Raw genomic sequence first — 26997 nt, 5'->3', positions numbered from 1 at the left:
CCACACCGGACTCGATCACTGGCCGCGATGATCATTACGCATCAGCGGGCGGACGCGAGCGACTCGCCAATGACCAAGACTCCCGATTCACCCGCTCCGTTGCAACGCATGGTTCGTCGAGTTTTGGTGCGACAGGGAAGCACAAACCATCATACAAAATCCTGGAGCTTCAGTAGGCTTTCTACACGCTTTCGCAGCTCCACTCTGTGCACTGGCTTGCTGAGGAAATCGTCCGATCCAGAATCAATTGCTCGCTGGATATGCTCGATGGCACACAACGGTGTTACAGCCAGAACCAAGGCCATGGAGTCCTGTTTGATACGTTTGCAAAGCTCAAATGCATCAAATGTTTCCAAGGTTATGTCGAGCAGAATTAAATGCGGCTGATAGGCAGGTAGTTGGTCAAGAACATCGACGTCAACATCGACCGATCGGATTTGGTAATCGCAATTGCAAAGATGTTCGCGGATATTGTCCACATCGACGTCGCTCATTCCGGCAAGCAGGATCCGTTTAGGCCGAGACATGAGATTGCTGTGTGGGATTGGAGGATTGCCTACCTCGACGAACGCTACGCGTCACGGGGAACGCGCGTTTGAGAATGCGATGGCGTAAAACCGTGGCTCGCGTTCTCCGGTGGACGCGATGGTTATCCACGATTTGCGAATGAAACTACGGACCTTCGCCCCATACACGAACGAGCACCTCTGATACCTTGTCCCCATCGTCCAACACGATCGCAATCGTCCAAAAGTTCGCAGTGAGAAGTCCAGTGCTATTGGCACGCTTGCATTGAAGGTATCGAGCATTTGCCACGGCAGGATAATCACCGTCGTCACCTATCAACCCCATGTCCTCTGTGAAACTGCCTGATAGGATCAGCTCACACTCGAACCCAGCGGATTCCATAATCTCGCGTGCACGAGCAAGAGGCGTTCCAATTGGGATCGCGTCATTGATCGATACATGCATCTCATCACGAGTGTTCACCTTGAACTTTGGGGAACCAACCGAAGCGCAACCAAGAACAATCATGGGTGCCAAGAGCAGCGATACAAATCTCATTCGCACGTCCTTGTGGATAGCGTCCAGGATCACGGCGGACGAACCGAAAGGTGACCATTGGGTAACGGCGTCTTGAGTCCTGCCGGTGAGTAGGCCGGCGTCTCTTTGGTTTAGGTTACGGTTTGTTTTCCCTGTTTACCACCCGTTTCCTCTGGTGGTGTCACAATATTGTAACCACGCCGCATTGACCTCCGGCCCCTCGTAGATCCGGACGTGCCGTGTTACAGCATCCGGCTCCCAGATTTCACTTGGCTCCCGCACGCACTTGTTGCCCCGACATCGCGATCAAGTCCGTTAAACGAAGCAACCGTAGGTCATGCTCCGCATGACAAAACACGGCACACCATGCTTTCACGCTTGACCGATTAGATTCGTGGAAAAAGCCTGGAGATATTCGGTGTTGCTGGCTTGCGATGAACGGATGGTATCGCGCACAGCATGCCCTACTGGATGACCGCTAATTCAAAGAACAGACAGTCTGGGCAAAAAAATGCGGGACCAGAATCACTGTAGGTCATGCTGTGCATGACGAAATACGGTACGCCCCGTTCTACGCTTGGCCGCCCGGATTCGGGAAGACACCTGCTGACGACCGATGTTGCCGACTTGCGATAGACGATTGCCGGCATGCAAACCATGACCAACAGCAACTGCCGGAACGACAGCGAGGGGCAAAAGATGCTGACTCAGAATGAACACGAGCATTTTTTTGCCCTTCCATTTTTTTGCCCAAACATGTCGCACCGAGGTGTCTCTAGTCGACGCAAGGCGTCTTGCCTCGTTTTCTAGGACATACTCGAATCGGCACGGCCGGATGCTGCGGATCGATCAAGAACCTCAGGGTCCTCACTGGTTGCCCGATTGACGTGATGCGCAGCGCGCGTGAGCCGACCAAGGCGAAAAGCAAGCGTTCTTCGGGGCGCCGACTCCGGGTCTCTCCACGAAGCTCGCCAATGACGCGTCGCGGAGTGTTGCCTTGGGGCATGCACAAACCAGGGGTACTGCAACCATTTGATGGGGGCCAACAGGTACAAAATTTCGGAGCTATTCCCCTTCACAGCCGCGCACACCACCCACCGTCCATTCATCCTCCCTACCTCTCTGCCTGTCTCGATCCCAAAAGTCCAGTGCTTCAACGACTGACTTCGACCACCGGTCTTGTACAGCCGCTGCAACACTCAATACTGGACCTGTGGCTAGCAGTTACCCAGGCGGGATCTCCCCCCGCTCGTCAATCAGACCTTGCCAGTCCGCACGTGCATGTCTTGGTTCGTCGGCTGTGCGAGGGTACAGATTGCCCTGTCGATGGCGCTCGCAACTCGCTCTATCCGTCCGCCCGAGCTCAATTGATCGGTCAGGCTACCAATCATCAGACCGATCCTCGCGAATTACAGCAAGTGGGCGACCAGACCGGTCAATCATCAACCAGCGTCCGCCTTCCCACCACACGGGACCATCGTCAGCAGTTTGCTGCGTGCCTCCGTAATGGGCGATAGCGAACTCTTTCGCGGCGGGACGAACTTCGTTGAAGTGTGTGGGCGTGACAAGTTTGCCACTGCGATCGATGTAACCCCAGCGTCCCATCCCGACAGAGACGCCCGCGAGACCGTTGCTGAACGAGTGGGCGTCCTCGAATCGGGGTTGAATGACGTATGCTCCCGATTGATCGACGAACCCAGCGAGTTTGTTGTCCGAGACTACTGCCAAACCCTCCGCAAACTCTTCGCCGTACCCCTCGACTGTAAAATTGATCATTCCCGTTGCATCAACGTAATCGGTCGTCGGATCATCCTTGAACGAGCAGACGTTGATCACCCCGTCCGAGAAAATATAGCCTATCCCAACTCGTGAAAACTGAATCACTCCATTCCGATCAATCAGGCCGTCGCCGACCGTAGCGTATCCGTTGTGAAAGCCCCAGCCCAACTCGTCGAAGCTGCAGGCAATAACGGACTCTCCATTGCGGTTGATGTAGCCAGTCTTTCCCCCCTCCATGAATCCTGGGAATCTTAACTTCGCTCCGATATTCACGCGGGCGAGAGAATCGGAGAACGCATCCACGTCTTCATACAACGGTTGAATGAGCACTTCTCCTTGAAAGTTGCAGAGCCCCCATTTCTCGCCAACTTGGTACCAGACACGATCCGAGTCGGCACGGAAATACGTTGCGGCATGCGCTGGCACCGTACCGATGACCGATCCAGATTCGTCAATCATCGTGCCTTGTCCGTTCAAACTGCACAATGCAACGCCGTCGCGAAAGTCATCGGCCCAACGGTACATAGGTTCGATGGCAACGCGACCCGCCGCATCAAGGTATCCATACTCGTCGTCCCGGACAAAGGCGATTCTTGGAGCGGCACCTCCACCGTCCTGAACCCACAAACCGTCCGGAATCATCAGCGAGGGAGCATCTTTGCATCCGACGATGGTTGCAATCGCAAATACAGCGAAGATGAAACGGTGAACAGACATCAGTTTTGCAATGCGAGCTGGATCTGCCTTTGAGCTTTCGTTGTCCCGGCGATCGGCAGAATTCACGTGGGACGGGCGGAAAATCTGCAAGCAGACCATTAAACACGATTCCCGTCCTCCCGTGCAATTCATAGGTCTGTGCACTTTCGTTCAGCGGAAGAGCGTACACGACCAACTATGAGTCGTCAAAAACAACATTGCCGTGTGTGTCAGTGCACGTAACCGAAACAGAAACGTCCGGCGATCTGGTACGGAAATCAATAGTTGCAGAAAGCAGATCTAAGAATCGAGGTGGGAACTCGCCGTCCACCGTCACCAGTAACGAAAACGAAACCGATCGCAAGTTCCGAAAGTCTGGCAAATAATCAACAACGTGTGGATCGACATCGCCTCTGAAGTGAATGTTCGTAACCCGTCGGTACGTGTCGTACCCGTAGAAGCGTGCGTAGGGTGGTTCATCGTCGTGCAGGTGAAAAATGCTGCCGTCAAACGCGTAAGTCCCGCCGCGTTCGGTTACGACAATTTGCCCAGCACCGAACATACCGACGATCGAATTGATGCTCCGTAGTTCGGCGGCACGAATCGCAACGTTGTGTGCGTGTGAAGTGCAAGTGTACGCGTATAGGCCGAAGAAAACGGCAACGACTGTCGTGGCAAGCAAAAGTCTGCGAATCGAGAACCGACGCATCGATTAGTCCCAGAACGTTAGGGTTCAGCGGGGCCGAGCGAAAGATCAACGATGTCAAAAAGTCGCTTTCGAGTCCTCCGCGTCCAACCCATTGTTACTTGTCGTCTTTGGGCCACGGTAAAGCCGGGCTGTCGCAAAAGTCGTTGGCCGCGTCTTCGTTGGCTAGCGCCACAAACACCTCCAAACAGTACGGCACCAAGTGTAGCACGGTTACGCGATACGTTCCTGGTTTAAATTCAAGTTGAAGGCCGCCGTACGTGGTGTCCGGCATCATATCGCCAGCTGGAACGTATTCTCCAGCGTGAAAGAACAAAGAACCGCTGTCACATCGGATTAGGGCCGACAAGGCTAACGGCAGTACGTTATCTGGCGGTGGTTCGCAGTACACATTGAGCAGATAGTCACCGTCAGTGCCGGTTGAAACGAACAGCACGTTTCCCGCGTTGATTTCAGTGACCTCATCACCGGGAATCGACCACCAGTCCGCGCTATCGTGAAGTCGATGTTCCAACCGCTTTGGGTCGAACACGGCGAGTGTTGCCGTGTCGGTCCGAAAAGACGATTCGGTCGGTATCGTCCGCGGTGCTGTCATGACAAATAACGGCGGTCATCACCGTGGACCGCCAATGTGGGTTCCATTTGTAAAAACGCCATGCGGTCCTTATGGTGGATGACATGGTTCGACATTTATTATTGTAACGCACTCCGCAGCCCGAATCGCGTGGTATCACGGCTAAGTCGGGACTGCCTAAATCCATTCGCGCAGCAGGGTACGGGCATGATCGACAGCAGCACCTACCGCAGCGCCCACGGTCGCGCAGAGTCCATCTTCCTGAGTAGGGTGCGTGCCAGGGAAAGAAAATGACCAGAACAATGCAAGCGTTGTGAAAAAGGCGATCAATAAAAACGTTGAAACTCGTCTGCGTGAGCAGGAGAAAGCGATGATAGCGACAGGTAGAATCCCGGCAAACATCGCAAGCTCTGGATGCGCTGAAACGAAGGCACAAAACACTGCGAAAATCGCCGTATACAAGAAAGCCCGTTTGAGGGTGTACTGAGTCGACCGCATCAGCGTTGGGATAAGTTAGGCGAAATCATAGCGTGTTCTCAACTGGCGAACGAATTGCGATCTATGCAAGCACAGGACGTGCATGCTTAGATCGGGCGTTGAGCTTTGTCGAAATTGCCAACCCAAATGACTTGGCCCGTAGAGCTTGGATCCGAGTATCCAACCCGCCTCTAAAAGATTCTATCTCGAACGACACTCCCGGTGTCAAACCAGGCAGGTCCATCTGGATCGCTTTCGCCGGTTCCGGCTCCGTTTCCTTTGCCACTTCTACCTGCGTTTCCAAGTACCAGTCGTAATCATCCGAACATATCACACGTCGCACCACCATCAGCATCAACGCAACCAAAGCATCGTCCCACCAAAAAGGCCTCTCTCTGACCGCGAAGCCGGTCAAAGATGGTAGCCGTTGGTCGCGACAGCTCACCGACGGTCAGCAACATCCCAATACCCAACCGATCCCGAAGGCGATCGCCGTGGACACGATACACAACACCTCCTGCGAAACGAACAAAGCTCAAGCGTCGGCAGAAAGAAGTGGCCGCAAGCGGTGTCACAATCGCAGTCGATGAGACAAGACAATCATCGGAAGTTGCTCAGTTACGAAGCTTTTTTCGTGTGTCTTTGTGTTTTTCGTTGCCATCGCTGCCCTCGACCCAGCGAGTGAAGACTGCTTGCCACAAAAAGCACGAGAAGCCACAAGAACTCAGGCCACGGATGGACCGCCGCATGGTTTCATCGGCAGCACCACGCTGCCGGGACGCTCTGATGCTGCGTCCCTATGAGTCGTGCCATTTTGATTGTCATCGCGGGGGTGACGCTTGCCAATTCGCCTTTACTCGGCTCGTATGGATTCGGTCGGTTGTCCAAAGCCACATCCGCATACCCACGTGTCGATGCAGATTGCGTGGCCAACCGACAGTGGGAAGCCATCGCGTTGTGGAGTGTGACCACAAACCATCGTCAGTCCAGATTCGTGCGGTGCTGGATTGCCGAACGATTCCCAGTAAAGCATGAAGTCCGGCTGTTCGTCGATCGGAATCTCAGCGTATGCATTCGCATGGACAAAGAGATGAGTTCTGGTCGTAAAATGCGATCGAAGCGAGCTAGTGAGGAATCGCCAGTGATTGTCGGGAATGTCATCGAGTCGATCAGTGCAATACGAAGAAAGCACGGCATCACCCCCGCACGCCAGCCATTCGTCGCGGTGTCGTTCGGAATGACGTGCCGCGACCATCATTAGCTCGTGATTGCCGCGAAGGGAGAGGAGTACACCGCTCGTCTGCCGATCGATAAGCCATTCGATCACGCGTCTTGAATCAGGACCACGGTCAACGTAGTCGCCAAGCGTGATGATTCGGTCGTCCGATTCAAACGAAGCGAATGATGCCAACGCGTCGAGCGAGCGGTAGCAACCATGAATGTCACCAAATGCTAACGTTCGCACTACGCTCGAGTTTCCAATAGGTCTTCAGTCGACGAACGACTACGCTAACCCGGTGGCCGCGAGCGAACGTCCATTTCAAGAACCCGTCATCGGCCACTCGGGTTCAGCGTTTTGTTCTGCGACAAATAACCTATTTGTTGGACGTCCAGTTTCGTCGGAAAGAGGGTTTGCCATCAATATTTGTGAGAATGTGCATCGAGTCCAACCCACGAACCCGGGTGTCCCAGTATTCGGCAATGTAATAGGTCACCGCCGTTTGCCATGCAGCGTTGGCGACACCACCTGACATAGCAAAGCTAAACATCGGACGATGCGGATCGGCAAACCAATTGACTGCGACGCCCTTCAGACGTTCGCGAGTATCAACAGAATCGGAGCTAAGCGTCACTCCGAATTCGGCAAACCATTGTGGGAGAAGTTCGATTTGTGCCAGCATCCTTTTTGTAGACTTTGGCACCACCAACAGCATTCGCCCATCGCCTAATGATTCAAAATGCTCAGGCGTTACTTTGACAGTGGGATTCGGTACTCGATCTGCCAAACCCGTTTTCACGGCAAAGGCTGGCGGGCGATCCTCCTGAGCACAGGACAAGAGTCCAGTCAGTCGCTCTCCAGACGCGTTGCCAAGAACCATCCCATACACGCCCTTTGGGTTACAATCGGACGTAGCAAGCCGATATCGAGTCTGTTCTGGAATTGAGAGAGGCACGGAGAGAATGCCGCCACCATGAAACCCATACAGAAAATGATAGTTGCCCTCGAATACCTGATCCCACTCCGCAATGCGCGGCTCCATGTCCTGAAAAGCGCCACCGTATGCGGGAAACACGATATAGGCGAATTCATCAAATAGTTTCACATTCGCCTCATATCGCAGAACGGTACGGTTCAGCGGGCCCGCGCGAAAGACTCACCACGTCAATAATGTCAACTCGCGGCCTCCGTTGCAACCGATGGTTCGTCGTTCTCGCAGACCATCAGAAGATCGTTTTGTTCTGCCATGCTATGATTGCTCCTACCGCAAGTGGCCCGGCGGTGAGGAGATAAAACCACACAAATGTTCTTAGCACCCAGTTCTTTGGCCGAACGCTACCACGATACTTGCGTAACCACGCGCAATGAATCAAAGTCCCCAAGGGAATAGCAATTGCGGTCCACAGGACGAATAAGGCAGCCAGAAATGGCCAGAGTTGCCATTGAATGGGGGGGAAGGATGCAATCAATTCGGTGTCGTCCCGCGCGAGGAGACGATTCGTTTGCTGGGGGAAAGTCTGGACCTGGTTGCATGCATTGGATTCCCTAGATCAAGCTGACTTTCAATTCGCAAGACGAACGACACGGATCACGCGGTCGCCGCGAGCGATCCTCCACTTCAAAAACCACGACTCGGCGACTCGTCGTGCATCCGATGGTTACCCGCCGTCATCCGGGCGAACCTCGGGAGGGCCCTCGACGTAGCGAAGCGATCGCACGTAGTTGTCGTACTCGTAATTGGTGAGTTCGCATGCACGTGTTAGGAGATCTTTAGCGGTACTCCTATCAGTTTCTGCACGATCTGGATTCTCAAATAAGGCGATTCCAAGCGCGTGCATCGCAAGATGGTCATCTGGGTCCAATTTTATTGCCTCGCGAAGGTCAACGATTGCCATTGCGTAGTTCTCTAGCTCAAGGTGAGCCATGCCTCGATTTGCGTATGCAAGTGAATACTGCGTGTCTGCGTTAATCGCAGATGTGTAGTCCTCGATCGCCATTTTGTGCTTGAACAACTGAGATTGTAGAACACCTCGGTTGTAGTGGGCATGCGCGTTACCGGAATCAAGTGTGATCGCGGTATCGAAGTCGGTCATTGCAAGTCCGTAGCTCCCCTTCAATACATATGCGCCGCCACGCCGCGAATACGCTCTGGAATTCGGTGTCGCTTCAATTTCTTCGGTCAGTTCAGCAATTCGCTGATCGAGACGCGGATCATTACCGATGAGGGACGACTGTTCGTCGACAGAAAGGTCGACAAAAGCTTCTTTGTCTTCAATCAGTGGGCGGTCGTCGTCACGAGTGCATCCGGTAGCGTGGGCGAAAGCCAAGGCAAAAATCAGAAATCGCATTTGAGATTTGAACGTGCAACTCATCTGTCGGGGAACGTTTAGGTTCAACGGGGACCGGGAGTTGGGTGTCCATGTCAAATTGCTGACCACCGGTCCTCCGTTGCATCCGTTGGTTACCGCACTCCATATCTACCGAATGCGAATGACAGCCGGTCGGTGTTGGAGTAACGCATAGGGTTTGAGAGCCACATTTGTCTTGAAAGGTATTGAGCAACCTGGATGATTCAATTCTCTGATTCTCGCTTTGATTTCCGAAGCGTCTCCGGCTTCCGTAAACGGTAGACCGCATGATGCTCTGACCAAACGCTGTACAAAATCCCAAGCGGAAACACAATCAGAAAGATCAATGCCGGTCCGTCGTATCCATTGTGCTTGAACGCAATGGCGATGGCAACTGCAACAGCCTGAGCGAGCATTACACATCCACACCCAGTTGATGTAGCTTTCTGAACATCGGGAGGATCACCAACGTCGGGCCGCAATGAATTCAGTCTGGTTGAAGGTTCAATGGTGGAAACCTGTCGAGATCAACGATTGCATGCGGTAACGGTAGTGATCAGCCGGTCGCGGCAATTGATCTTCCATTTCAAAACGCCCCGCTACCGCGACTCGGTTGCATCGGATGGTTCGTCGCTTGCATCAGCGGATGTGAATTGCTGGGAAGAAACGCAAATTCCTGACTACACTAATCGCCTCGCTTTTCCACTCAAGAGTGTCTTGCTCGAACGCGTTATGGTGCAAGACTTTTTCTCGACAATCGGGAGAGACGCAAGAGCATTAACAATGTGAGATTGCGTTGGGTTAGTCTTCCAAGCCTGGGTATGCCAATCAAGATTCCCCTGAGCACTCCAAGCCTCGTGCACCACACTCTTTGAGGGCAGCACGGTGGCGTAGCTCACAAGTGGTGCCGTGCAGTTTTCGTTGGGAATATACTTCCAGCCAAGCAATCGATGATTCATGGCGGAGTCCCGAAGCGTTTTGAGTTGTGCCGTTTCAACTTTTTCGGCATTGGACGCTTCTAAATCAAGAATAGCACTGCCGTTCTTTGATAGTCTCGTGCTCCATATGCCGTTGGATATGCGATGGTCCTCTATGTCACCGTGGATCTTTGGAATCCCGAGTGCTTCTCTTCCAGCCAAGATGGGTTCAGCAAGGTTTTCCCACAAGACAAGGGCGTATTCACCGGTCAGCACGTCTTGTTCACCATTGAACCTGACATGTGCAGTGACTGCCACAATGTTATATTGTCCGCCGGCAAGCCAGCTGATCTCGGTGTTCTGCGAATAGGTGATGTTTAGCAGCGGTGGTCCATCGAGCTCAAATCCTACTGGAAGGTACTTGGTTAGCTGCTCTTCGTCGGTGACGTACTTCAGCGAAATCGCTGTTACCTCGTACTGTGGTGCACCAACTTGCTGATCGCCACCCCATTCGATTGGGCCAAAGTGAATCGGCATCAACCAATTCGGTTCGGCCTCAATCCGACCACGAAGGGAAACCATTGGCTTTGAAGACGAGGATCCGTCTTCGGCGCTGGATCGCGGCGCGAGGCCTACAAGCCCTAAGGCGGAACCGGTTGCAAGCAACTTGCGGCGATCAAATGTCTTGTTCATTGTATTTTCGTGCCAAAATGTCGATGCGACGAACGCTACCGATAACCCAGCGGCGGCGAAAAATGTTGTAGTCAGGAAACGCCCGATCCGCCGCTTGGGTTCATCGGATTGTTCGTGGATCTGTTGGCGAACGTCTCAGCTCCCATCAGAGCAATGTTCAAGGAATGAGTCAATTGTCGCGAACGTGCGGCACCAGGGAAAGTTTGCGGTTCGTTCAATGTGCCACGTTAGGTGAACGAACGCGAATGGTTCGTTTGGATCGTCCGTGAAGAACAGAACATCGTCAGGGTCAATCGTAATACATGCAATCGCAATAAAGCATCGGTGGAATAATGGGTGATCCGCACATATCTCTCGTCGAAGTTCCGAAACGAAATTGATCGCTGGGACCTCATAGGTTCCAAATGTTTCCATGTGCCCTAAGGCATCGGCGGAAGCCTCTTCGAAGCCTGGTGGAATCGCTTGCCAATCACGTGGCCAAGGGAAAGACTTGGGGTCAAACGGTAATTCGAGCGGTGCCAAGGTCTTTGATCCACGAACGTTTTGGGTAACGCGGCCGGGAGTAAACGTTGCCGAGCGAAGCGAGCCACCCGGCCGATTCCGGCTCGCGTTCACCCGTTGGTTATGTTGCGATTTGTCCGCGATCAAGAGCAGCGATGTCCGGCAAGGATGACAAATCCCCGCTGATAATATCGGCTGCGTGTTGTTTTAGTTGAGATGCGAGTGATTGAATAGCCAATTCCATGTTGTTGATCAGGAATCCATCCGGCCAGTATTTGCGACGTGCTGAGGTCAATTCATGCAGTAGGGACTTGGCAGTTCCGGTCGTTCGATACGCGATCACAGAATCAAGTGACACGTATTTCACACGTTTGTTCTTCGGGATGTCGATCCAATTCAGATTCTTGAACGTGACAGCGATCCCGGCACCAATCAAAGACAATCCGATCGTAATGCCGACGGCATCGGTCTTGTAGCGTATGGACACACCAGCGTCGCGAGGTTCGTGTATGTCGCGAGTTCGGGTCGGCGATGCAGCAAAGCCGTATTCGGTTTCGAGGTAGGCGAAATAGTTGCGGACATGCCGATCGAATTCGTCAATCACCGCAGAGTAGTCAGTGTCAGTCATCGCATCGGCCTGCGGCGAAGTTAGCGACATAACGCTCACAATCACCCGGCGGGCGCGGTTGACTGTCCATTTCAAAAACACCTAGTTCGCCCGCTCGGGTGCATTGTGTTGTTACGTGACTATCCGGGGATGTCGGCGGAGGTGGGACCGCCAGCGAGACTACCAGACACCTGTATCGAGTGGCCCCAGAATAAATCGCCGTCATCATGCCAGAAGTCAAAGTCGTCATCTGGGTAGATGGAGATCGACTGCAACGTCATCTTGCTCTTGAATTCCTCTGGTGACAATTCGGTTTCGTCATCACCAAGCCACGTATCGTTCTTGAGTGCCAACAGTTCTTGAACGGCGTAATCGTCGACGCGAGTTTTCCATGACGATTGCTGCGACCACAGGTCGCGAGCGATCTTCAAACATGACTTGATCTCATCCGGTTCTTCGGCGTTGAGCGTGAGATCAATCGTTTCGCCCACCCACTCGACTTGTGCAGAGTACCATGAGACACGACGATCAAACGTGAATGTGCCAAACTGGTCGTCCTCGACGGTCTTCGGTTTTTGGAGTTCGTCCAATCGTGCCTGAAGCTCGCGGTCATCCGCGAGCCCTATATGCTCTTCAATATAGGCTTGCACAAAGCCGAAGACATTGTCTTCTGCGACGCGGGCACGAATTCGGACAACCGTTTCGGCATCAATGGCTGACTGGAATTCGCGAAGTTCATCGTCCGTGACGCGGCGGCGAATCGTGAGCGATTCCGTGCGAATCGGTCCACCGTTGATCCGCCAAGCGTCAAACGAAAGCAACAGTGACCACAGTTGTTGTCCGCGAGACTTGCCCGCACCGACACCGCTTGGGCTGACAACTCCCGCCAACTCGACCACGGGTGATGCTAGTAGCTGCTCGTAGAGCTTGTCTTCACGCTGATTCTGGCGGTCGATTTCGTCCATCGTTTTCGTCACGTAACGCAGAGATCACCCAGCCGCGGCGGTGGTCTCTTGTGGTGCGTAACGACAACACCCGCGGCTTGGGTGCATCGACATGGATCATCGCGGTACAAGGAGCGACGGCCGGAACCAGCGTCGCTCGTTGCCATTGTACCCGGTCAACTCGACCGTGGGTTCATCAAGAACTCCGCTCCGTCTCTGCCTCCACACTGTACTCGAACGCTAGCCGCGTTGATCGGCGGTGATCAGCGGGGACGGGCAAACGACGTGCAAGCAGACAAAAAAACGCACCACCCGTCCTCCGTTGCACCACATGGTTCGTCGGTCATGTCTTACCCTGGACTGCCCATAAGTTAACATCCACAGTGAAGTCGTAAAAGTTGTGAGTTCTCCATGGAAAATGCAGCTCAAAGCGACCAGGCACCGCTGTCTCCGATAAATCAATGACTACACGCGGCAGTGAAACCTTTGCGACTACGTCATCATGTGTCCGAAGCGGGGCATTGTGGATCTCGTCATCCACAAGGATTTCGTGATTAGCATAGGTTGCGTTGAACCAATCGGCAATTTGATCGAGAGAATCTTGCTTGATCATCGGGGCGTCGCACGTCGTAGCTGCCAACACTGCTTGGTTCTGCGCTTCGTTTAGCGTTCCATGTGATGTTGTCACTTCCAAGTCGAGCGTCGCGTTCCAGAACCGGAAAAATGACTCGCCCTTCCACGTATATGGAAGCGTCTCTGAGAGCTCAGGTCGGTCCAGACTCCGGATCATGAACGCGCGAGAGACGTCGTCACGTTCCAGGAATACCGAGTTAGTTAACCGCTGGCGGATGAGCGTAATTGATCGACGGAGGCGTGAAAGCATGAAACTGAGATTCTGCGAAATGCCCTATTCGACGAACTTGTAATTAGGGGGAGTCAGGACTTGGCGGTTGGTTATTTGACGCTTTATGGGCGGTTACGCCTCGATTTCTCCCGGACTTATTGGCTGTTGACTGGTTTTGCTCAGGCTTCACAGCAACTGACCAATAAGAACGCCTAGCATTCTAGGCAGTTGCAGTTTTGAATACAATCTCGGGTGGGGGTGACACCGCTTGACAGGGCTTGCATTCTGACAGCACTGACATTTTGTGCATTTGGATTTCCGATTCGAGGGGCATGCAATGACAAGATTTGAGAGCAGGCGGGATAGTGGGCACGGTAGGGCTCTTGATATCGTTCTCGCTTCAGGAAAACCGGACTGGCCAGCAATCTGGTACGCGAAGTTGCGACGGCATCACCAGATTGCCCAGCGCGAGCGGTGGAAGTTTGATGGCGAGCATGTTGTTGCGTACCTGATTAGCGTCAAAGCCGACGGCATGCCCATTTGGAAACGCACGAAAGTGGCAGAAGCGCTGCTGGAGTTTCGCCGGCGGAAACGATGGGAAGAGTGCCCGCGTTTGGAAGAAGTGTGTGAGACTCTGCGGAGAATTCAACGGTCCCAGCAAAAGGGTGAGCCTGGAGATGCTGGGAAGCAATCGCAGGACTTCGGCTCGGACCTGGAGGGGAGTCCCATCTTACGAAATTAGCAGTATCTGTCGCTGCCTCCGCAGCTTGATGGGATGATTGTCGGTTGGACGTGAGGCTGACGCCCCACGCTTTATGCTGTCGCTGCCTCCGCACCTGGAAGCGGTCACGCGCAGAGGAAGTTTTCATGCTCCATGGCCAACATCAATCGACACGTTTGACCAACGCAGCAAAGTGCTGTGTCCCTCGGATCGTGTCCGAAGCGATCGTGAGTGATTCGTTAGATTCACTTGCTTGCGCGTCGTGCTTGGTTGTTTGGGCTGCGGCACATGGGACTGCTCGCTTCGCTCGCTGAGGTGAGCGTCTCGGAGAACGTGAATAGAATTTTTGCTGCATATGACCGTGAAGCGGTCGCAGACGGTAGCCGGCGATATAGCGCAGCGACCATCGCCGGTTGAGTCGGCCTGACGCGAACCGACCCCGCAGGGTGTCGCAGCCCAGATTCTGAGAAGTCTGCGACACCCTGCGGGGTCGATTCAACAGGGGCGTCGCATACCACGGGTGCGCCTTCGGCGACCCGTGGCTACCTTCTGCGATCCCTCGCGGGATCCAATTTCGCTTTCCCGAATCCGTCCCCATACAGATGGGTAATCAAAGACGTCAGCAATAAACTTCACGTCCCGAGAGACGCTGCTACGTGAAGTGGCGAGTGCAGTGCTGAGCAGCTGAAGCCTGGACTCCAACGCGGGCGTGCAGTGCTGAGCGGCTGAAGCCTGGACTCCAACCCGGGGTGCTCGCTGAGCCCGTGGCTCACCGTACCCGCAGCTCGACACTTTCGCTGTGGCTGTTGAACTCGGGGGCATACATGCATTGGATGCTGGCCAGACCGGTTTGATACTGCCCGCGATGTTGCACTCGCACGCTGTACTCGAAGACATAGGTGCCTTTGGGTAGGTAATCGATGAAGTAATGCGAGGCGGTGTCTTGAGTGGACTCGTAGTACGCTAGCCCGTCTTGGAATCGGTACCCGGAAAGCACATTGACCGGCTCGGTTCCACTGCCACGTTGATCCCTCAAGTGAACGTACTCCATGTCGCGATCCGTCTTCACGACGATCCGGGCGACCAGTTCGTCGCCCACCTGTGGTGATTCATTTTCCGTGATCGGAATCAACTTGGGGCCGTCCGCTGTGTTTCGCTTGATCGAATACTCTTTCGTCAAACTCAGCGGTCCATCGGAGTGCGTGGTCACCTTGTCGATGTTTTCCAAATACTGCCAGTGGACGCTGCCCCAGGCCACGCCGGGGTCTTTCTTGATCACGGTGACTTGGCTCTGCTCTGCGCTGATGTCGCCGGCCAAAAATTTCTGTTCGTAGTAGCCGGTTCCTGCCTCCACCGATTCAGGCTGAACCGCCTCGCCGGCTAGTTCGACCATGACCAATTCTGTGCTTCTCAGCAGATCAGTTCCCCGCAACAGCAGCGCGTAGACGGCGTCGGCGGTTGCCTTGGTGGTCTTCCAGTCTCGCGTTTGCTTTTGTTTCAGCAACCAAACCTTGCACGCCTCGACCGACTCCGCATCATCGGCGACTTCATCGAAGGCCTCGATCATCATCGCTTGTGTTTCGATCGGTGCTCGGTACCACCACCAAGAACGCTCGGTGTCTCGCCAGTACATGCCCATTTCTTCATCGGACACGCTACGCTCATCGATCGATCGCATGATGGCGTTGGCCGTGGGTGCATCGCCCAGTCGCTTGAGGGCAACTGCGATGTGGGCTTGCGATTGGCGGTTGTTCAGATCCAACCAGTATTTCTGAGCTTGTGATTTCCAATAGTCGAACGCCACGCGATTGCTGTCGTCGATGGGGTGATCTTTCAGAAAGAACGTGCGACCGTAGAGATAGAACGCGACGTGGGGACTGAGCTGGTTGTCCTTTCGGTTGCCCTCGTCAATGCGAGTGTATCGCTCGGTCATCTCCGCATCCAGGAATGCCAGAGCCTTGACCGCTGCGGAGACATCGACGTCGGTACCCAAGTGCCTCAGACGCCCGAATCCCGTCGTGATGTACAAGGTGATGAACTCGTTTTCACGACCACCGGGGAACCACGACCATCCGCCGCCGGGCAACTGGTTTTCGGTCAGTTTCTTGAGTTGCGATTTCAGCTCGGAAGCCAAGCGGTTCTTTTCGAACAATATCCCCACGTTGCGTCGCGCGGCTGATTCGTCTTTGCCGTCACTCAGCCAAGGCGTTTCCTGCAGCATGACAGACTTCAGCTCCGCGTTCTTTTCCAGTGGGCTGTCCAGTGCTTTCGTCCCTCGCCACTGGGCGAACACGTTTTCTATCCGTGCATCGCTACCGGCGATGTGTTGTGCCAGCGAGTTGGCGTACATCCGATTGAATGTTTGTTCGTTGCACTCGTAGGGGTATTCCATCAAGTAGGGCAGCGCCATCACGGCGTACCATGATGGATTGGACGCCATCTGCACGGTCAAGGATTGGTGCGTCAGCGAATCCGAGTTCCCCGAGTCTCGTAGTTTGTCAAACTCGAATTGCTTGGTCTGTTGGCCACGAATCGGCAATTGCATCGATTCGGTGACCAAGACACGGCGGGAAAGGACCGGCAGGAAGTCTTGTTGTCCGTCGGAGAGTTTTCCAGTCGAAGCGACGGCGCGATAGATCAACCAAGGCGTGCCGTCGGGGATGCTGATTTTCCAAGAAAATGTTTCGGAGGAACCAGCCGGGATCGCAAAGTCTTGATCACTGTCACGATTCGCGATTTGGTCGTCGATGCTCTCTTCGGTGCGGGCATCGAGAAAACTCAAGCGGACCGTGCCGGTCTGACGGGTCGGCGAAAGGTTGCTGACCTTGACCGTGAATTCCAACTGATCTCCGTCTCGCAAGAATCGAGGTGGGTTTGGTTGGACCATGATGTCTTTTTGCGTCACGGTCGAACCGGTCAGTAGGCCGGCACTCAGGTCGTTGTCGTGGGCAAAGCCCATGAATTTCCACTCCGTCAACGCTTCGGGCATCTCGAACTCGAGCTTCACCTGGCCATCCTTGTCGGAGAGCAAGTGGGGAAAGAAGAACGCGGTCTCATTGAGGTTCTTTCGCAGAGCGACTTGGTTCAAGTCCGGCTGGGAGGCGTCTTGCTGGCCCGATGCTTGTTCGGCCGTCGCTTTGGCCATCGGGGCGACGGAGGAGTACAACGCCACACCATCCATTGGCGCTGAGGCAGCTTCGCCATCCATCATCCCCTCGGCTGCCGCCATCGGCATGGGCGCGCCTGTACTGAATCCACCCCGACGCATGCGCGCCATTTGGAACCCGTGATAGTTGTACGTCAGTTCCGGCAGGAAATGCCGATAGGTGAGCGCGGGATCCAGATACTGCTGTCCCCAAGTTTGATGCACACGATGGAAATTCTTTGACGAATTGGCGAACATCAAACGTATCCGCGTATGGTCTTGGTAAAACACACCGAAAGTACTGGACCATGTGTGAGACTGATACGCATCCAGAGACGCGTCGTAGAGGGTGGCGACCATCTCGGCGAATCGATTCTCTGCATCGGGGCCGGTGACGGTCGCTGTCCAAGTCTCCTTGCTGCCCGGTTCGAGTTTGGAAACCATGTGTTCCCAACTGACGGACAGCTTCTTGTTGTTCCATTCCACGGGAATGCGTTGAGAGTGTTCGTGAATACGATTGTCGTGCACCATCGTCATCCGAACAGTAAAGCCGCCACGCATGTCTTCGGTCACCGGCTGCTCCAGTTTCATCTGGGTCTGGCCAGGCGTGGTCCAGAATCCTCGCATGATCCTGCCTTCATGTTCGATCTCGATGTACGCACGGGCTTTGGTGTACCCACTGCCCCAGATCGCGACCAAGGTGTCGCCCGGTTGGACCGTCGTGTCTTTGACCAAGAACTTACTGGGCAGCTTGGCTGAAAATTGTTTCGCATCAGGATCGAAGACGTGGAACTGAACGACGGCGGAAACCGACTTTCCAAATCGGTCTTCGGTGGACAGCAACGCTCGGTAGATTCCCGGGGCGAGTGGCTTGGTTTTCAACTCGGCGTTGCCACCGGCGTCGGTTTCGAACGACAGTTCTTCGACCAGTTCACCGAGTTCCCACGAGGAGGGCACGGACGGATCGGGCTTCTCCGGTTCCGTGTTGCCACGGTAGTACTGATTGCTCGCTAACAATCGCGGCGGAATCACTTCTTCGGGTTGCTGGACCACATGGATTTTGATTTCACCACTGGCGGCTTGGCCGACTCCGTCCAGTGTTTTCGTGGCGATGCGAAGCGGAACGCCGGAATCGCTGACCAGCCATGAGTCTGTCGACAGCGTCGCCGCCAATGCCGTGTAGCCGACTTGAACGGTCTTGGAATCCGATCGCGTCTCGCCCGTGGTATCGGTCACATCGGCAAACACCGTGTATCGGAATGTGGGCTCGCTCTCCAAAGGGACAGAGGCGTCGGGTTTGGCGACGAAAGAGATCTTGTACGTTCCGTCATCGCCTACTTCCGTCGTTCCGTGCGAGATCTCTTGGCTGTTGGCCAGCGGTGGAGCCCACCAGCAACGCCAATACCACCAACCGGGATAGCGAACTTCGCGAACCACGCGATAGGAAACGGTCGCACCGTTCATCGGTGCGCCGCTGTACGCGGTGGCGTGTCCGGTCAGCTCGACAGGTTCGTTTAGTTTTGCAGCGACCTCCGGTGCATCCAGTTCTGTCTTGAACTGGGGCCGCTTGTACTGTTCGACGGAAACCTGAGCTTGTCCATTGGGACCGTTGACGACGCGTATGGACATGCGACCGGTGAGTTGATCTGCCGGGGCGGTGAAGCTGCCGCTGAAGCTGCCGTACGCATTGCAGCGATGTTCTTGCCGATGGATTTCCTGGTTGTTGGCATCGAACAGGGCAACCGTAACCGGCATGTTGGGCGATGTCTTGTAATCGCCGTCGGCTTGGTTGTACGAATGGCAGATGCCCTTGTACTGAATGGTTTGACCGGGGCGGTAAATGGAGCGATCGGTAAAGAATTTCGTCGCGCGAACGAGCTCTTCTTGGTCACGCCGCGCCCGCACCGAAATCACGTTGTCCGACGACAGCGATTGATTGCGGTGCCGTGCATGGATCGTCAGTTGCTGACGAGGGGTCGGTTGAAACTCATAGAATCCGCTTTGATCGGTTCGCACCGACATGCTCCGCGTGCTACGTCCGTCACGCTGACGAATCCATGCGTCGACCGTAGCACCCCGGATGGGTTCACCGGACTGAGCATCCAAAACAAATCCGTTGACCACGGTGCTGTTGAATGAAGTTCGTACGACCAGTGCCAAATCGCTGACCCAGATCTCGACCACTGAGATCTGGTTCTCGTCCAGCGAAAAGTCCTGCTTGCCGCTTGCGATCAACAAGTACGATCCCGGCGGCAACCCGGCGGGCGGTTCCAGCGTTTCGATTCGTGCCTTGTAGTCCTCCGTCGCAGGCAATTCGACGGACCAGGATTTGAGAAATGGGCGGGCCAATAACTCCTGTAACTCATTGTTGTAGACATAATGGGGCTCGCGTTGTGAGCTTTGAATGTGAGTTTCAAAATCAAACCTCACGATTCTGAAGTGGACTTCGGTGATGTTGCGATAGTCGACCAGGAGCTCCGGCTGGTCGCCGTTCCAAACGCGTTCGGTTCGTACTTCGAGTTGCTTGGCTTCGATCTGTTGGATCAGATTGTGGCAGCGACGACCGCCCACGCTGTCGGCGAAACGCTCGACCGCGACCGAAGCGATCTCGTGTGCCAGGACGAAGTCTTCATTGTTGTGATGTTGTTGTGCTAGGTAGTGTCGGGCGAGCGCTGAAACGGGATGATCGTCGTATCGCTCGATCAAACGACGCAGCGACGCGAGGTAGCGATCTTGTTTTTCAGCGCCGACCGCTTTGGCGCTGGCCAGCACGATGCGAGAAAGATCGTTGTCGGCAAACGCTGTGACGTCTTCATCGGACTCATGAAATCGCAACAGGTCTTGATACAGCCGAATCGCTCGCAGCGTGGGTGAGTCCGCGTCGGTCGTTTCGGGCTCCCAGGCGATGAAGTCGGCGGTGTCGGAAAAGATCGGACTTTCCGCGGCGGGCTCAAAGTAATCCTGTGATTTCGATCCCCCCTGTTCTCCCGCTGTGTAGAACTCCAACGCGTCGTGAGCGAGCACGTCGAACAGCGTCGGCCGATACGCGTCGCTGACGTTGCCGGGGACAAAGACTTCGCCGAAACGTTCGATCGGGATCTGCTGCAGTGCTGCTTTATCACTCAGTGCCGTCGTGAACACTTCGTCGACTTTGGCCAAGATGCGGGGCAAGTCCCAGGTCTCGATGTCATCACTGCCGCCGCCACTGGATTGGGTTCGTTGTTGATAACGCCAGCGGTTTTGTCGAAAGTGATTCCAGTACCAATTGGCCAACAGAGTGTTCATCACGGCCTTGGTTTCCGGCGGAGCGGTCTCAATCGCCTTTTCCAAACGCGTGATCCTTTCGACCGGTTGGTTGCCTTCGATGTTCGACTCCAGGGTGATCTGAAGCGTCACGGCGTGGATCCACTCGTCGAATTTTGATTCTGCTTTGGAACGCTCGATGATCGGTGCAAGTTCCTCGATCGCCGTTTTCGGCAGCCCTTGGTTCATCGCGTCTTTCACCCGCGTCCACTGTTCCTGAGATTGCTGTTCCTGAGGTTGCTGTGGTTCCGCCGCGGTATGGGTTCGATAGACGACCAACAGAGTTGCCAGGATCAGAAAGGGGACAAAAAGACGTTTCATGGAGCTGTCAGGGGACAGAGGAGAACAGACAAGTTGACGCCGCGATACTCAATATCGCGATTTCAGTATGACGAATCGACAACGCCGAACGTTTCCAAAAACGGCGGATTTTCGCATTGATAGCGTGCAAAAATGGCCGCAGGCCGGGAATTCAGCAGCAACACACCATCGGAAAATACGATTGGCGGGACCGTTTATTAGGCGTCAAGTCAAGATTTGTCGCCAACGACTTGGAGCGTCGAGCTACAGCTACACACCGGCGGACCAGCCCGACTTGGGGGACGAGTGAATCTCTGGTGAATGATCGCCCGCCAAGCTCTTGATTCTTGATTCCATCTCGGTCACCGCTTCGCTGCTCGTGATCGGATGGATGGTCACGCGAAATGCTGCTGTCTGACCGGACTTGAGTTTCACCACACGCGACTGTGATTCTTCAAAGGCTCGTGTGTTGGGAAAGTTGGTTGCCGGCTCGAGTCCCGCGACGTAGCCATCGGCTTCATCGGCGGTGTTCTTCCAAAGGACAAAGTTCGGCAAGCCGGCGAGGTTGTACGTCACCGCCAGTCCTCTGCTGGCCTCCGCATTGTGCAACATCACAGACGTGTCGTTGCAATCGTCGCCACGAAGTTTGGCGAAGTAGACTCGTTCGGCGTAGCCCGATTCCGGCGGCCCGAACTGATTCCACTGGTCGATCTCTGCAGCCGATCGGTCGTCTTTGGGGGCAAGTTCCTCCAGCGGAGCCAGCAGCTTGGCGTTTTCGCCCAACACCGGCTTGCCGACATTGATGTGATAGAGCAACTGCATCGTTGCAGCGGTGCTGCGCTCGTTGGTGACGTTGTCTAGCAGTTCGATATCGGCGGACCCGGCGTTGACCCGCAGTCGGCTTTGCAAACGCAGGTTGGTAAAGAAAAGTCGAGACTCGCAGACTTCGCCGATCAGCTCCAACCGCCCCGACGCTTCGTCGTACTCGATCGATAGCGAGTCGGCGGGCAGATTTCCGATTCGACCGTGCAGAGGGTATACGAGGTGTCCGGCACTATCGTGCTGGGGGGCTCCATTGCTCTCTAGTCCGCAGCGGACCACCAGTTCGTCGAAACCATCCAGCCATCCCAGTCCGGAGTTTTCGCTGATCGGGACGAGCGATGGGTGAACGGGACCCGCCACGGGTGAATTCCACCCGAAACGCACACCGTCACACTCGATTTGCCAAATGGACATCCCACGTGTCGGCAGCACCATGACCTTGGCGACCCCTGTGTCGATCTGGACCACTTCCACCCCATCGGCCTTGCCGCCCACGAAAATGCCGTGCTCACAGTGGATCATCCCGCGGCGAGTCTCCAAGGCCATCGTCAGTGGGGACTGATCGTTCCAGCGGATGCTCTGGACGCGATTCTCGTGGGATCGAGCGGTGACGATTTCGGACATGGTCGTTTGATGGGAGATGACGGATGATGGAGAGCGGAGGAAATGACGCGATTTCAGCGACCTCCGGGCTGCCGTTCTTGTACCTCAGGTTGCCAGCGAATAAAACATGCGGGGACTTTCCCCACCCACAAATACCCATTTGATGCAGAATATTTGCAAACCATGACTGACGTGAACTTGGACGACGGATTGGTGCAAGGCGATAGTGTCGCCGGAATCTTGGAATCGGCAATGAACGCGGGCGACGGTTTGCTGCGGCTGACTCCCACCTGGGTGCCACGCTCCTTCCTGCACCCGGGACGACGCATCAAGTTGCACCCCAACGACTACTATCGTTTTGGTGCCGACCGAGGTGGCATCGACGAACGCTGGTTCGGCAGCACGACCGAAGCAGCCAACGAAGGCCGTGTGTGGCACGAGGGGCTCTCGTTCTGCCTGTTCGAAGGCCAGAAATTCTTGCTCCGCGATGCCGTCGCCGAACGCGGAAAGGACTTGGTCGGCGAAGCGATCTTCAGCAAGTACGATCGATGGCCTGTGTACAGCAAATTCTTTGACAACATGGGACCGATCCCACACCACATGCACCAGTCCTTTGAAGACGCCGCGTTGGTGGGCCAAGAAGGCAAGCCGGAAAGCTACTACTTTCCTCCGCAACTGAACAACGTCGACAACAACTTTGCCTACACGTTCATGGGGTTGGAGCCGGGAACGACCAAAGAAGACGTCCGACGCTGTCTAGAAGATTGGAACAAAGGTGACAACGGCATGCTGGATCTCAGCCGTGCTTACCGCCTCAAACGTGGGACCGGCTGGCTGATTCCGCCCGGCGTGCTGCACGCCCCCGGATCGCTGTGCACTTACGAGCCCCAGTGGGGCAGCGACGTGTTCGGCATGTACCAGTCGATCGTTGAAGGCCGCTACGTGCCTTGGTCACTGCTGGTCAAAGACATGCCGGAAGACAAACACCAGGATCTCGATTTCATCGTCGGACAATTGGACTGGGACAAGAACGTCGATACGCACTTCAAACAAAGCAACTATCTGGAGCCCGTCGTCGACGAAAACCGCAGCGGCGACGGATACACCGATCGCTGGATCGTCTATGGAACTGTCGATGGCGAACAGTTATTCAGTGCCAAAGAGTTGACCATCGATCCAGGTGCCAAGTGCACGCTGAAAGATCCCGGTGCCAGTAGTTGGATCACGGTCCAAGGACGCGGGCGAATGGGCAAACTGGATTTGCAAACGCCGGCCATGATTCGCTTCGGCGAAAACACGACCGACGAAGTGTTCATTTCACACGTAGCGGCGACCGGCGGTGTCGAGATCGAAAACCTGGGCACGGAGCCCTTGGTCGGCTTGCGATACTTTGGCCCCAACGTTCACAGTGACCTGCCGACCGCCGGCAGCTGATCTTGGCTGAAACGCCCATCGGGTAACCCATTGACGATCGGGCGACAACGCCCGATCTGTCGTCGTGTCGGCGACGCTCCGGTTCATCTCCTCCCATCATCCTCACCCCAACGACGAAACTCTCCCCATGAAAATTCATAACGCAATGTGGCCCGGCCTGGTTGGTAAAGGCGACGGACCGGACCAGGAGCCACCGATCGGGCTGGAACAGATGCTGGATTTGACTGCTGCGGCGGAAGTCAACGGGCAGAAGTTCGACGGCATCGACTACTTCCTGTTCCTGCCGCACACCGACCCGGAAGCCAGCGATGAGGATCTTCGCAAGATCGCCGACATGATCCAATCAAAAGGATTCAAAGTCGGCTCGTTGGTGGCACCAGTTTGGCCAGGCACCATCGGTGACTCCGCCATGGGCGACAAAGAACAAGTCGATAAATTCCTCTCGGCCGTCAAGATGGCCTGCCGTATCGCAGGAATCTTTAACGATCACGGCGTCCGCGAATACGGATGCATCCGCATCGACAGCGCCGAGTTCGGCTTGGACAAATGGCGTGAGGATGCCAAGGGCAACACGACCAAGATCGCCAACACGTTTCGCGAAGCAGCCAAGATCGCTGCCGATCACGGCGAACGTTTGGCTGCCGAAGGTGAAATCTGCTGGGCCGGGATGCACAGTTGGAAAGACATGCTGGATTTGCTTGAGGAAGTCGGCATGCCACAGTCGCTCGGTTTTCAAGCCGACCTTGCCCACACCTACCTCTACCTGATGGGCTACAACGCTCCCGAACACGCCTTGTTGAAAGAAGGCTACACGGAAGAAGAGTTCTATGCGGCCTACGAAGTCATGACCGACAAACTGCGTCCCTGGACGATCGACTTTCACGTCGCCCAAAACGACGGCGATGTCAAAGGCGCAGGTGATCACGACAAGACGGGCAAGCACTGCCAAGCGGATGACCCCAACGGCAAACTCGACATCGTTCGTTGCGCCAGTTATTGGCTCAAGGATTACCAAGAACGCGGAATCAAACACATCTGCTGGGACGGCTGTATGTTTGCCAACGAAACACTCGAGGACCCAAGCACGTGGAACACGATCCTGGACACCATGATCAAAGTCCGCGACAACTCGATTTGATCCAAACGTTTAGTCCGTCGATTCAACTTGTCAGCAGCGACGCGTCAGCGGCCGGGCCAATCGCACCTTCCAAATACCTTTCCCTCCAACCCCAGAAGCACTCGTGAAACCTCTCAACATCGGCATGGTCGGCTACGGATTCATGGGCCGTACCCACAGCAATGGTTACTGCCAAGCCAACCATTTCTTTGACCTGGAGTACAAGCCCGTCCTGAAAGCCGTTTGCGCGCGAAACAAGGACAAGGCTCAATCGTTTGCCGACCAATGGGGTTACGAAAGCGTTGAAACCGACTGGCGCGAGTTGATCAAACGAGACGATATCGATGCCATCGACGTCTGCACACCAAACAACCTGCATAAGGAAATCTCCATCGCGGCTGCCGAAGCAGGCAAGATGGTGCTGTGCGAAAAACCGCTGGCGATGAACACTGCCGACGGCGAGGAAATGTGCCAAGCGGTCGAAAAGGCCGGCGTGGCCAACATGGTCTGGTACAACTATCGCCGAGTCCCTGCGGTCACGTTGGCCAAGCAGTTGATCGACGAAGGACGCTTGGGGCGGATCTTTCACTACCGCGCGAACTTCTTGCAAGACTGGACGATCAACGCCGACGTTCCCCAAGGCGGTGCGGCGACGTGGCGTCTGGATGCTGAGGCAGCCGGTAGCGGCGTCACCGGCGACTTGCTGGCGCACTGCATCGACACCGCCATTTGGCTCAACGGCAGCATCTCCGATGTCTCAGCGATGACTGAGACGTTCGTCAAAGAACGCACGCACGCAGAGACCGGCGAGAAGAAACCCGTCAAGATCGATGACGCCTGTTTGTTCCACTGCCACTTCGACAACGGCTCGTTGGGTCTGTTCGAGTCCACTCGTTACGCACGTGGACATAAGGCGTTGTACACATTTGAGATCAACGGCGAAAACGCATCCATCCGCTGGGACCTGCACGATCTGCACCGCTTGGAATATTTCGACTACAGCGACGACTCGATCGTCCGTGGTTGGAGAAGCGTTCACATCAGTGATGGCGACATGCCCTACATGGGCAACTGGTGGGTTCCCGGTCTGAACATCGGCTACGAACACACCTTCATCCACCAAGTCGCGGACTTCCTGAAGTCGCTGGAGACCGGCGATCCGATTGAACCGAGTTTCCGAAGCGCATTGGAAACCCAACGCGTCTGCGACGCGGTCCTGGCCAGCGCCGACGAACGAGCCTGGAAGAACGTCTGAGCCGCAGCCGAGTCCAACGCCGGCTTCGCCTATCGGAGACTGCGAACTTTGTGAGCCGCAAGGCGCTAGCCGCGGGCCTCATGGTGTTGACCAAACCCTTCGAGGCCCGCGGCTAGCGCCATCGGCTCACAGAGATAACGCAACACGACAAAGTCAGCAGTAGCCGAAGGCGTAGGAGCCGCTACCAGACGGCTTGCACCGCGGAGTCTGAGCCGCTTCCGCCTGCGCCTGTCGGCTACGGGTCAAAACGGGGTGAGGCGTTCGCTTGCCCCACAACAACAGACGCCGCTCACGCTTTCTTAGTGGTCGGCGGCTTGCGACGATTGGGGTACAGCTCGCGACAGATGCCACATTTCGTGCCGTCACATCCTCGTGCGGTACAGTGTTCGCGTCCGTAGTAGATGATCTGCAGATGCAAGTCGTTCCAGCTCGACTCGGGAAACAATCGTTTCAAATCGGCTTCGGTCTGCGTCACGCTTTTGCCGCTGGTCAGTCCCCAACGCTGTGCCAATCGATGAATGTGTGTGTCGACGGGAAACGCGGGCACTCCAAAGGCTTGGGCCATCACGACGCTGGCTGTCTTGTGGCCGACACCGGGCAATGACTCCAGCTCTTCAAACGATCGGGGGACTTGGCCACCAAAGTCATCGAGCAACCGTTTGGACAACCCCTCCAAGTTCTTTGCCTTTTGCTTGGACAACCCCAGCGGTCGAATGATCTCCAGGATCTGTGCTTCACCCAGTTCGTACATTCGTTTCGGGTCACCCGCGACACGAAACAATTCCGGTGTGACTTCGTTGACCTTTTTGTCAGTACATTGAGCGCTCAGCAGGACCGCGACCAGCAACGTGAAATCGTCGACGTGGTCGAGCGGAATTGGAGGATCGGGATAAAGCTCGCCGAGTCGATCTCGAACGATGTCGGCTCGCTGTTGTTTTCGCATCGGTC

20 protein-coding genes are annotated in these 26997 nt (G+C 55.2%); 3 read left to right on the top strand and 17 right to left on the bottom strand.

The window, feature by feature from the left end; translation table 11 throughout:
* Positions 1–149: 149 nt before the first annotated feature.
* The 16 genes from Pla52nx_RS01460 to Pla52nx_RS01385 all read right to left on the bottom strand — a co-directional run bounded on the left by Pla52nx_RS01460 (position 150) and on the right by Pla52nx_RS01385 (position 22264).
* On the bottom strand, positions 150–494 hold the full coding sequence (locus tag Pla52nx_RS01460) for a response regulator (RefSeq protein ID WP_197454161.1): 345 nt from the start codon (positions 492–494) through the stop codon (positions 150–152).
* Between the two features lie 178 nt (positions 495–672).
* Positions 673–1065: a hypothetical protein gene (locus Pla52nx_RS01455; RefSeq protein ID WP_146517785.1), complete on the bottom strand. Its 393-nt coding sequence runs from the start codon at positions 1063–1065 to the stop codon at positions 673–675.
* Positions 1066–2424: 1359 nt separating this feature from the next.
* Entirely contained in the window at positions 2425–3540 is a 1116-nt protein-coding gene (locus Pla52nx_RS01450) for a WG repeat-containing protein (RefSeq protein ID WP_197454160.1), read from the bottom strand.
* A 175-nt stretch (positions 3541–3715) separates the two neighbouring features.
* The gene (locus Pla52nx_RS01445) at positions 3716–4228 is read right to left on the bottom strand and encodes a hypothetical protein (protein ID WP_146517783.1); all 513 of its coding nucleotides are present in this window, start codon (positions 4226–4228) and stop codon (positions 3716–3718) included.
* A 94-nt stretch (positions 4229–4322) separates the two neighbouring features.
* Positions 4323–4820 carry a DUF6386 family protein gene (locus Pla52nx_RS01440; protein ID WP_146517782.1) on the bottom strand — a complete coding sequence of 166 codons (498 nt, stop codon included), beginning with the start codon at positions 4818–4820 and terminating at the stop codon, positions 4323–4325.
* 156 nt (positions 4821–4976) lie between these two features.
* A complete protein-coding gene (locus tag Pla52nx_RS01435; protein WP_197454159.1) occupies positions 4977–5240 on the bottom strand; it encodes a hypothetical protein in 264 nt (87 codons plus the stop codon).
* An 889-nt stretch (positions 5241–6129) separates the two neighbouring features.
* Complete coding sequence (locus tag Pla52nx_RS01430; RefSeq protein ID WP_146517780.1) at positions 6130–6741, bottom strand: metallophosphoesterase family protein; 612 nt, start codon at positions 6739–6741, stop codon at positions 6130–6132.
* Positions 6742–6871: 130 nt separating this feature from the next.
* Positions 6872–7600: a hypothetical protein gene (locus Pla52nx_RS01425; protein ID WP_146517779.1), complete on the bottom strand. Its 729-nt coding sequence runs from the start codon at positions 7598–7600 to the stop codon at positions 6872–6874.
* A gap of 553 nt (positions 7601–8153) precedes the next feature.
* Complete coding sequence (locus Pla52nx_RS01420) at positions 8154–8843, bottom strand: tetratricopeptide repeat protein (RefSeq protein WP_197454158.1); 690 nt, start codon at positions 8841–8843, stop codon at positions 8154–8156.
* Between the two features lie 224 nt (positions 8844–9067).
* Positions 9068–9259: a hypothetical protein gene (locus Pla52nx_RS01415; RefSeq protein ID WP_146517777.1), complete on the bottom strand. Its 192-nt coding sequence runs from the start codon at positions 9257–9259 to the stop codon at positions 9068–9070.
* 264 nt (positions 9260–9523) lie between these two features.
* A complete protein-coding gene (locus Pla52nx_RS01410; RefSeq protein ID WP_146517776.1) occupies positions 9524–10453 on the bottom strand; it encodes an acetoacetate decarboxylase family protein in 930 nt (309 codons plus the stop codon).
* A gap of 622 nt (positions 10454–11075) precedes the next feature.
* On the bottom strand, positions 11076–11582 hold the full coding sequence (locus Pla52nx_RS01405; RefSeq protein ID WP_146517775.1) for a hypothetical protein: 507 nt from the start codon (positions 11580–11582) through the stop codon (positions 11076–11078).
* Between the two features lie 119 nt (positions 11583–11701).
* A complete protein-coding gene (locus Pla52nx_RS01400; protein WP_146517774.1) occupies positions 11702–12526 on the bottom strand; it encodes a DUF2262 domain-containing protein in 825 nt (274 codons plus the stop codon).
* Positions 12527–12848: 322 nt separating this feature from the next.
* Entirely contained in the window at positions 12849–13388 is a 540-nt protein-coding gene (locus Pla52nx_RS01395) for a hypothetical protein (protein WP_146517773.1), read from the bottom strand.
* Positions 13389–14839: 1451 nt separating this feature from the next.
* A complete protein-coding gene (locus Pla52nx_RS01390; protein WP_146517772.1) occupies positions 14840–20839 on the bottom strand; it encodes an alpha-2-macroglobulin family protein in 6000 nt (1999 codons plus the stop codon).
* Between the two features lie 249 nt (positions 20840–21088).
* Positions 21089–22264, bottom strand: a complete 1176-nt coding sequence (locus Pla52nx_RS01385; protein ID WP_146517771.1) for an aldose 1-epimerase family protein — start codon at positions 22262–22264, stop codon at positions 21089–21091.
* 162 nt (positions 22265–22426) lie between these two features.
* Here Pla52nx_RS01385 and Pla52nx_RS01380 point away from each other — a divergent pair, with 162 nt between their 5' ends.
* The 3 genes from Pla52nx_RS01380 (at position 22427) to Pla52nx_RS01370 (ending at position 26049) form a co-directional block, all read left to right on the top strand.
* Positions 22427–23677: a hypothetical protein gene (locus Pla52nx_RS01380; RefSeq protein WP_146517770.1), complete on the top strand. Its 1251-nt coding sequence runs from the start codon at positions 22427–22429 to the stop codon at positions 23675–23677.
* Between the two features lie 127 nt (positions 23678–23804).
* Positions 23805–24815, top strand: a complete 1011-nt coding sequence (locus Pla52nx_RS01375; protein WP_197454157.1) for a sugar phosphate isomerase/epimerase family protein — start codon at positions 23805–23807, stop codon at positions 24813–24815.
* A 103-nt stretch (positions 24816–24918) separates the two neighbouring features.
* Entirely contained in the window at positions 24919–26049 is a 1131-nt protein-coding gene (locus Pla52nx_RS01370; protein WP_146517769.1) for a Gfo/Idh/MocA family protein, read from the top strand.
* Positions 26050–26338: 289 nt separating this feature from the next.
* Here the strand turns inward: Pla52nx_RS01370 and nth are convergent, their stop codons facing one another.
* Positions 26339–26992 (bottom strand): endonuclease III, encoded by a 654-nt coding sequence (nth, locus tag Pla52nx_RS01365; protein ID WP_146517768.1) that lies wholly within the window; start codon positions 26990–26992, stop codon positions 26339–26341.
* Positions 26993–26997: the final 5 nt, after the last annotated feature.

The sequence above is a fragment of the Stieleria varia genome, from assembly GCF_038443385.1.
Taxonomy (GTDB): Bacteria; Planctomycetota; Planctomycetia; order Pirellulales; family Pirellulaceae; genus Stieleria; species Stieleria varia.
Note: the sequence above shows the minus strand (reverse complement) of the source record. Positions and strands in the feature narration are given on the sequence as shown.